The organism is Terriglobia bacterium (genome assembly GCA_020072845.1).
Classification (GTDB): Bacteria; Acidobacteriota; Terriglobia; order Terriglobales; family Acidobacteriaceae; genus JAIQGF01.
The window spans coordinates 213,380-221,637 of sequence record JAIQGF010000002.1 but is presented as its reverse complement, the minus strand read 5'-3'; the positions used below and the strand labels follow the sequence as shown (position 1 = coordinate 221,637).

General features: G+C 58.9%; 9 protein-coding genes. 3 read left to right on the top strand and 6 right to left on the bottom strand.

What is annotated here, in order from left to right:
- Positions 1 to 229: 229 nt before the first annotated feature.
- The 6 genes from LAN70_02370 to LAN70_02345 all read right to left on the bottom strand — a co-directional run bounded on the left by LAN70_02370 (position 230) and on the right by LAN70_02345 (position 5,598).
- Entirely contained in the window at positions 230 to 460 is a 231-nt protein-coding gene (locus tag LAN70_02370) for a hypothetical protein (GenBank protein ID MBZ5509992.1), read from the bottom strand.
- Between the two features lie 66 nt (positions 461 to 526).
- On the bottom strand, positions 527 to 703 hold the full coding sequence (locus tag LAN70_02365) for a hypothetical protein (GenBank protein ID MBZ5509991.1): 177 nt from the start codon (positions 701 to 703) through the stop codon (positions 527 to 529).
- A gap of 363 nt (positions 704 to 1,066) precedes the next feature.
- Positions 1,067 to 2,215: a hypothetical protein gene (locus LAN70_02360; GenBank protein ID MBZ5509990.1), complete on the bottom strand. Its 1,149-nt coding sequence runs from the start codon at positions 2,213 to 2,215 to the stop codon at positions 1,067 to 1,069.
- A gap of 214 nt (positions 2,216 to 2,429) precedes the next feature.
- The gene (locus tag LAN70_02355) at positions 2,430 to 2,621 is read right to left on the bottom strand and encodes a hypothetical protein (protein MBZ5509989.1); all 192 of its coding nucleotides are present in this window, start codon (positions 2,619 to 2,621) and stop codon (positions 2,430 to 2,432) included.
- A gap of 755 nt (positions 2,622 to 3,376) precedes the next feature.
- Positions 3,377 to 3,955, bottom strand: a complete 579-nt coding sequence (locus LAN70_02350) for a hypothetical protein (protein MBZ5509988.1) — start codon at positions 3,953 to 3,955, stop codon at positions 3,377 to 3,379.
- A 32-nt stretch (positions 3,956 to 3,987) separates the two neighbouring features.
- A complete protein-coding gene (locus LAN70_02345) occupies positions 3,988 to 5,598 on the bottom strand; it encodes an RHS repeat-associated core domain-containing protein (protein MBZ5509987.1) in 1,611 nt (536 codons plus the stop codon).
- Positions 5,599 to 5,893: 295 nt separating this feature from the next.
- Between LAN70_02345 and LAN70_02340 the strand changes: the two genes are divergently transcribed.
- From LAN70_02340 to LAN70_02330, 3 genes are all read left to right on the top strand, one after another.
- Positions 5,894 to 7,303 carry a B12-binding domain-containing radical SAM protein gene (locus tag LAN70_02340; GenBank protein ID MBZ5509986.1) on the top strand — a complete coding sequence of 470 codons (1,410 nt, stop codon included), beginning with the start codon at positions 5,894 to 5,896 and terminating at the stop codon, positions 7,301 to 7,303.
- A gap of 184 nt (positions 7,304 to 7,487) precedes the next feature.
- Positions 7,488 to 7,823, top strand: a complete 336-nt coding sequence (locus tag LAN70_02335) for a type II toxin-antitoxin system RelE/ParE family toxin (GenBank protein MBZ5509985.1) — start codon at positions 7,488 to 7,490, stop codon at positions 7,821 to 7,823.
- A 106-nt stretch (positions 7,824 to 7,929) separates the two neighbouring features.
- A complete protein-coding gene (locus tag LAN70_02330) occupies positions 7,930 to 8,223 on the top strand; it encodes a helix-turn-helix domain-containing protein (GenBank protein ID MBZ5509984.1) in 294 nt (97 codons plus the stop codon).
- The last annotated feature ends 35 nt before the right edge of the window (positions 8,224 to 8,258 follow it).

The following is an 8,258-nucleotide window of genomic DNA, read 5'->3' as shown; positions in this document are numbered from 1 at the left end:
GAGTAACGGCATCCTTCAACCCGGCGGGTTGTTCGCCAACGTGCGGCACGACCTTGACGATTAGTGCCGGCACTTCGGCTCCTTTAGGTACGGCACCAATTACGGTGACGGCGACTGCTGGTTCGGTCAGTCGCACGACTACATTTACGTTAAACGTTACAGCACCCCCGGACTTCTCGCTGAGCGCGATTCCGGCCAGCCAAACGGTAGTGCAAGGCGCGTCGGGGAGCTACCCCTTGACGATCAACCCGACGAACGGCTTCACCGGCGCGGTCACGTTGAGCGTGAGCGGCCTGCCGACGGGCGCGGGCGGCAGCTTCAACACCAACCCGGCGACATCGACCTCGACCCTTTCGGTAACCACGGACGCGGCGACCACGCCGGCCGGTTCATATACGCTGACCATCACTGGCGTCAGTGGCAGCCTGACGCACACCACGACCGTGACGCTTGTCGTCACCGCGCCAGACTTCACGCTGAGTCCCACGCCCGCAAGCCAGACCGTGGCTCGAGGGAACCCGACTAGCTACGGCGTCACGATCAACCCGACGAACGGCTTCGCGGGCCAGGTCACGCTGAGCGTGAGCGGCCTGCCGACCGGCGCGGGCGGCAGCTTCAACACCAACCCGGCGACATCGACCTCGACCCTTTCGGTAACCACGGACGCGACGACCACGCCGGCCGGTTCATATACGCTGACCATCACTGGCGTCAGTGGCAGCCTGACGCACACCACGACCGTGACGCTTGTCGTCACCGCGCCAGACTTCACGCTAACCGGTTCGCCCGCGAGCCAAACGGTTGTACCGGGCAGCCCGACCAGCTATACCGCCACAGTCACTCCGACGAATGGCTTCACCGGGCAAGTGACCCTCAGCGTGAGCGGCCTGCCGACCGGCGCCAACGGCAGCTTCTCGCCCAATCCGGCCACCTCGACGTCAACCCTGTCGGTGACGACCAGCGCCAGCACCCCGACCGGTACCTATACACTCACATTCACCGGCGTCAGCGGGAGCTTGACGCATACCGCCAACGTCACGCTGGTGGTTGCTACTGTTGTTTCAGTTCAGTCTCTGACGCTGAGTCCGGCCAGCGTAGTGGGAGGATCGGCGAATTCGACGGGAACAGTGACGTTGAATGCTCCTGCGGCGGTCACGACGACAGTAACACTGTCGAGCGGCAACACGGCTGCGGCTACGGTTCCGGCCAGCGTATCCGTGGCAGCGGGCGCGACCACGGCCACGTTCACGGTTACGTCCAAGGTGGTGAGCACGGCAACCAACTCGGTCATAACCGCGACATTGTTCGGATCGGCTACCGCGACGTTGGCTGTGAATCCGTTCTTGATTACCGCCCTTACCCTGAACCGGACGAGTGTTGTTGGCGGAACCACCAGTGCAACCGGGACGATAACGTTAAATGCTCCTTCGGCAGGAACGACTGCGCAAAGAACCGTAACGCTAGCGAGCGATAACACCGCGGCGGCGACCGTTCCGGCCAGCGTGACCTTTACGGCAGGGGCAACCACGAAAACCTTTACCGTGACCAGTCTGGCGGTCTTAGTACCTACTGTGGCGAATATCTCTGCAACGCTTAACGGAAGCAGCCTAAGTGTTGCGCTTACGGTTACGCCGCCCGCTGCAGTACAGTCTCTGAGCCTGAGCCCGGCCAGCGTGGTGGGGGGAAGCAATTCAATTGGAACCGTGACCTTGACGGTTCCTGCGGCGGGCTCGACGTCGCAAAGGACAGTAACGCTGACCAGCAGTAACACGGCTGCGGCCACCGTTCCGGCCAGCGTGACCGTGGCGTCGGGCGCAACCACGGCGACGTTCACGGTGAAGTCTCTCGTAGCGGCCACCGTGGCCAGTTCCGTGATTACCGCGACCTTGAACGGATCGGCTACCGCAACGCTGACGGTGAATCCGCTAATGGTAACCGCAATAACCCTGAACCCGTCCAGCGTGAAGGGAGGCTCGGCGAATTCGATCGCCACCATTACTCTGAATGGCGCCGCGGCGGGCACGACCGCGCAAAGAAAAGTGACACTGCTAAGTTCTAACACGGCTTGGGCCACAGTTCCGGCCAGCGTGACCGTGGCATCGGGCGCGACCACGGCCACCTTTACGGTGACCAGCAAGGTGGTCACAGCGATCCGAACGCCAAGCATCTCTGCATCCATCAACGGCGGGATGCAGAGTGCAACGCTGACGGTCACTCCGTGATTGCAGTTTAAGGCCGTAGCAAGCGCGAGGTTTGTTGGGCGCTCTTGCCGACAGAAAGGGCCGAGCTACGCGGCTCGGTCCTGGCGCGTGGCCCACCCTTCCATCCCTACCCGAATGTGGGTGGCCCACCCTTCGCGGTTTTCGAAGGGTGGGCAAAAGCGCTGCTTGCGCCCACATGCTTCACCGTAGTCGGCCAATCATTCACCTTCACCACACCGGCTTCCGCGCAAGCGTACCACCGAAAGCTGCTCCAAGCCCATAGCCCGGCGCGCTCACCAACCCGCGCCTCACCGGATTGCGGTGCATGTAGCGCAGCTTCTCGCTCTGCTTGCGCGCGCTCCATTGGTTGAAATCGTAGAACCGTCGCTGCCAGAAATGATCCACCGTCGCGTCGAACAATTCTCCTTGACCGGGCCGAGTTCGCTTTTTTCGCAACAGCCTCCTGGCCACCCGCCTCGGATGATGAGCACTTCACGTTATTCCGAACGTTTCAATCTTTCCCATGTAGACACAGGCTTCCCAAACAACACCAACTCCCCAGGCTTCGGCACTCCGGTATATCTAAAATGGTCGCGCGCACACTTGTTTGGTCCCACTACCCCGGTTTTCAAAATCTCAGCGATCGAAATCGTCATGATCGGCATGCACTGGTCGACATCCAGGATGTCGCCATAGTGGGGTACGATCCCTTCGGGAGCCGGTTGCGAGAGATTGAGGACTGCAACGCCATGAGCATCCGTCACGCCAGATGCAACCGCGGGGTTCTGCCCCCGGTAGCGTTCTCCAGCCCTAGTCAGCTTGTTTGGGTCGAGGAGATAGACGATTGTCCCTTTCAATGGCTTGCGATTCTTCGCATTTAGGACCCGGACGATAATCGTACTATTGGCCTGGCCAAAGCACGTTGATAATAGAGCGGCGGCCAACGCAGCTGCGAAAAGCTGACGCGCGAACTTTGTCGCCCTGAGTGGCTTGGCTAGAACCTGTGATTGGCTAAACGGAATATCTCTCGGTCCTAGCACACCGAACCGGTTACGTGTCACTTGACAACGCCTTCGCTCTTATCGAGGGCCAGCCCCCTACGGTACAAAAACCGCATTGACGAGGTGGAGCGGGAGTCTTCCTGTTCCGGCATTGTTGAGCCGGCCCATTGTCTACTACGGAAATTCCTTGCGAGTTTTGTCCCAGGCTGTGAGCTTTTTGTTCAATATAACGATTTGCCCCGGTGTGCGTGATCCGGACATAGGAGACATCGCAGCTTTGCCGTCCAACTGTGGAGCCGGTTGCCAGAAGCCTCCGACGTCAAGCACCTCACGCGGAGAAAAGCGTGGAGAAACGGCAGCGGCTAGATCACCTGCGAAAATGTTCAGATGGTCCGGCAGTGGCACAGTAAGACGGACAGTGACTGTTCCGCTCTTGTCCGTCTTCATGTTCATTTCGGATACGACCGTCTTCTCGGCATGCGCCACGCCGAGGTCGGTCCCGTTCCATAAGGTCACGACCACGCTCAAGTCCTTTATCGGCTTGCCTGTTTTGAAATCCACGAACAGGATTGTAATTGCCGGCTGGGGCTGCGGTGGTGCTGCCAAAGCTGTCACAGCGAGCAACAATAGTACGACGTGGACAACTCGTCTGACGCGCCGAAAATTTAAACTCGACAAGCTGGCACTCGCCCCCGCTGTAGCCAAGCAGTTCAGCCACCGAGCTCGCGCCTGAAATGGTTCAATTGGGATCATTCGCATCTCTCCCACCTACGCATCCCTCCCACCTAATGAATTGTGCAGCCGCTGTTGATAGAACACGTTGCGCCACGACTAGGGCCGGAGGGGAAAAGCATGGCAGGCATCTGAACCAAGTAATGCAGGGGGTTGAGAGGTCCGAATGGATCGATATGTGCATCCATGCTCTGACCGCCGACGAGGTGTGGCGTATCAAGAAAGAATCCCGAGTACCAAGACGGTCTCCCGTCTCCTGTCAATGGGTCTTTATGAAGGAAGGTTAAAGGGTCAGACCAGAAACCCTGGAGATTGCTCTGATTCACAGTGGCGTTCGAATCCTGTAACCACACAGAAGAGACAAGGGCTGAATTCATCCACCCAACTTCAAATGGATGATTGGGGTCGCACCCTTGATTGCGGCAGATAACTTCAAAGGCTGCAAACACTTGACTCTCGGGTAGAGCAGCAATCCCCGTTCTCCAATCGGCGTACTCATCCCAACTGGCAAACGGTGGTGGATCGTACTGCCTCCCATAGAGCGACCCCGAATACCTCCACTGGAATGGCGATGGTGGCATGAACGAAATGCTCGTCCCGCCGCCCGAATCGAAGCTCCAAGACAAGCCAGGCACCCTCCCCTGTATTGCGTCAAAAATGTCATAGCCGAAGATTACACAACCTGCACCGGCGCAAGAGGGAGCTTCCTCTTGGATCTTGACTCCATCGCGGCCTAAGGGATCGACCGAGCCGGTCGGGTTGTTCATCACATACGCATACCGGTTCAGGGACTGCGGATTGGACAAATCCACCGCCGCCAGCCCCGCTGGGTCCGGACTCATCCAGCGGCTCAGACCGCCCCGGTACTGCCGGAACCAGAAGTGATCCAACGCCGTCAGACTGTCGCCGGTCTCGGCATCGTGCTCCTGGCCGGTGAATTTGTAGTTGTTCGTGGTGGCCGTCGGGTTCCATTCAACGCCATAGGGCAGAAACGTTCCTGACCAAACCGGGGCGCCAGCCCACGCTGTCAGCAGCCGCGCTGAACCCAGGTGATCGCCGCTGTAAAAGTGCGCGTTCTCCACATAGGGCCCTGCCCCTCCCCAGGTATCGATCTGATAGCTCCGGCTCGACCCGGAGGTTCCCCAGACGTTCAGCGAGACGGTGTTCTGATTCGTGTAAATCGGACGCACCGTGCCCTCGGCGCTCACCAGGGCGATGTCCTTATACAAAATCTGCCAGCTGCTCCCCGGCGTGGTGTTGCCGTCGGCCAGCAAGCTGATGGATGATATCGCTTTCCCGGCGTACTGGCTCAGGTCAATCCGGCGCAGATGGTTGGTATTGCTGATGGTGTCGCTGTTCATCTGCTGGCCGTCCTGATCGTAGGTGTACCAATTGGTATTGGAAGCGTCAGAGAAGGTGATCATCATTCCGCCCTGCGCCCCGTTTTGCTGCCATTGCTGGAAGTACAGTTTGTCTCCGTTCTGGATGACGTACCCGGCATATCCTGCGGCGTTGGGAAAATCGAAGCCGGAATACTGCCAACCGCAGTTCGAGCAATTAGTGCCCAAAATCTCGATGCGGTAATGGTAGCTGTAGGCACGAATAATTTTACGCCCAGCGGCGTAAACGTAAGCGGTGATGCGTCCCCTTCCCCTGCACCCCATCCCCTCAAGGAACCGGAGCCAAAAGTGTCAAGCATGTCCCCGGTCTAAACTGTCAAGGATGTTCCCGGCTGTTCAATCTCTTGCGCGCTGCGCGCTGAGGGCACGCCGGCCACCTCACCGAAGTCGCCCGGGGCCAGAATTCTGCCGCGCGCCGCGCGCGGAGCACACTGAGGGCAGGGTCGAGATTGTCACCTCCAAGCAACGCACATCCCGGCTACAGTTGCAATGTGCCTGCCATACTCGATTCCTTCCGGCTGTGGCCGCGATTTTCGGCGTCGCACTCACTTACGCTGCTATGCCAAGACTTCTGCTGATCACCGCTTCCGCACCGGAGATTCGCGCGGTGCGCAAGGCGCGTTTCCTGAACTTTCAGCAGATCACCATGCCGTATCTAGCCGCCAGGGTCCCTCCAGGTTGGGATGTGATTCACATCGACGAAGAGGCTGAACCCATCGACTGCAGTCTGGAAGTCGATGTCGTCGCCATTACCTTTCACACACCGAGCGCTTATCACGTTTATGACCTTGCCATGCGCTTCCGGTCGCGAGGCATCTGTGTGGCCATGGGCGGCCCTCATGTAACGCTGCTGCCGGAAGAGGCCAGCCGCAACGCGGATGTCATATTTATCGGAGAAGCCGAGGGGTTGTGGGAACGGTTCTTGAGCGATTTTGTAGCGGGCTCCCACCTTCGTGTGTATCAGCCGGCCGGCGCGCCGTCTCTCGCCGGTATTCCCATGGCCCGCAAGTCGCTATTTCACCGGCGTGACCATACCGGCGGCGTTCTCTTTGCCACTCGCGGATGTCCCCACCGCTGCGACTTCTGCACCATTGCTGTGATGTATGGCCAGGGCACTCGCAAGCGGCCCGTAGCCGAAGTCGCGGCGGAGTATGCCTCGTTCAACGGGAAAGTAATCATCTTTTGGGACGACAACATCGCCGGGGACATGGAGTACGCCAAGGAACTATTTCGCGCCATCGCTCCCTATCGAAAGTGGTGGAGCAGCCAAGCCAGTATTCAAGCGGGCCGGGATGATGCCTTCCTGGAAGCGGCAGCTCGTAGCGGGTGCAAGCAGTTGTTCCTGGGACTGGAGTCGATTTCCCAAGCAAGCATGTCGGAAGTGAAAAAGGGGTTCAACCGGGTCGGAGACTATGCTCGGATTATCGACCGCATCCATGCCCACGGAATCGCGGTGCAAGCGGGGGTGGTTTTTGGCTTTGACCACGACCCGCCCGAGATCTTTGAGGACACCCTGGATTTCCTGGAGGAAACGGGCGTCCAGAATGCGACCTTCAACATTCTCACTCCATTTCCCGGTACGCCCCTGTTTCGAAAGCTGGAGGCGGAAGGACGCATCTTGACGCGCGACTGGCGCCGCTATAACAGCCGCAGCGAGGTGGTCTACCAACCGAAGCGCATGAGCCGGGCAGAACTCCTGGCCGGTTTTCGATACGCGAATGGCCGTTTTTACTCTCTTCGAAGTATGGCAAAGCGGCTGTCGCGTTCATCAGTTCAGATCTGGTGGACATTGCCGTTGAACCTGGCGTATGGCTATTCCTGGTGGAAGCACAAGCAGGCCGCCGTACAACAAGCGTCGCCGGCGGACTTGGCGGTTCGTGACGCAACATCGGGGGCTGGCCCACGCTTTCAAACAAAACGATTTTCGGGGTTGGCCCACCCGTGTCGCTCGCGGGTGAGCCTGCCCTGAGCGCAGTCGAAGGGAGCGACAGGGTGGGAGACGCTGTCGATTACGCGGCTTGCCCGCCACTCCCCTACGTGCCCGCTGCCGGCCGGAAAACGATCTCGACATAACAATTCAGCGGCGTCAGCCGCCCACCGGCGACAACCTTTTCCATTGACCTGCTATCTTACATAGTGGTATATACCACTATGTGGTATTTATCGAATCGCGCCCGTTCACGCAGAGACTAGCCCAGCTCGCGAGAGCATCTTCGGAAGAGGTTCTTTCTGCGATTCAGGACGAGCTTCTCAAAAACCCGGAGCGGGGCAGGTTAGTTCAGGGGACCGGCGGCGTGCGCAAAGCTCGCACCGGCAACCCAGGGCGGCAAAAGGGCAGTCGCGGAGGATTCAGGTACTTCTTCCTGTACCTTTTGCGGAAGCAGCACATTCATCTTCTGGCGCTTCTCGACAAAGGCGAACAGGAGGACATTTCCAAGGAGGAACGGAAAGTCTTGCAGGCTCTGGTCGATCAGATCAAGAAATCATGAAGAATCTGGTCTTCTTAACGAAGCAGTGCGACGAGGAGACGGACGGAGTATGACGAGGAAACGGCGTAAGGTATTTGGACAACTGCGGACGGCGTTAGAGGAGGCATTGCGATACGAGCGCGGTGAGCGGGTCGATTTGCGTGTCACCGCGATCCCGCCGCTCGCAAAGAGCATGCCACCAAGCCGAATCAAGAAAATTAGAGCAGCGTTGCATGCGAGTCAGCCCAAGTTCGCACGACTGCTGAATGTCAGCACGCAAACAGTCCAAAGTTGGGAACAGGGCGTGCGCCAGCCACGGCAAGCCGCACTGAAGCTCTTGACGATCGCAGATAGGTACCCGCAAGCATTGCTCGATGTGCCGGGCACCCTACCTTTTGCGCAGCAAAGGGTGGGCAATTAGTTCTGCGCGCGCTCAACCACTTGCTGACTGGGGCG

Coding starts and splice junctions, on each gene's coding strand:
- LAN70_02345 (MBZ5509987.1), bottom strand. CDS start 5,598: ATGGGGTGCAGGGGAAGGGGACGCATCACCGCTTACGTTTACGCCGCT.
- LAN70_02350 (MBZ5509988.1), bottom strand. CDS start 3,955: ATGATCCCAATTGAACCATTTCAGGCGCGAGCTCGGTGGCTGAACTGC.
- LAN70_02340 (MBZ5509986.1), top strand. CDS start 5,894: ATGCCAAGACTTCTGCTGATCACCGCTTCCGCACCGGAGATTCGCGCG.
- LAN70_02365 (MBZ5509991.1), bottom strand. CDS start 703: ATGGTCAGCGTATATGAACCGGCCGGCGTGGTCGTCGCGTCCGTGGTT.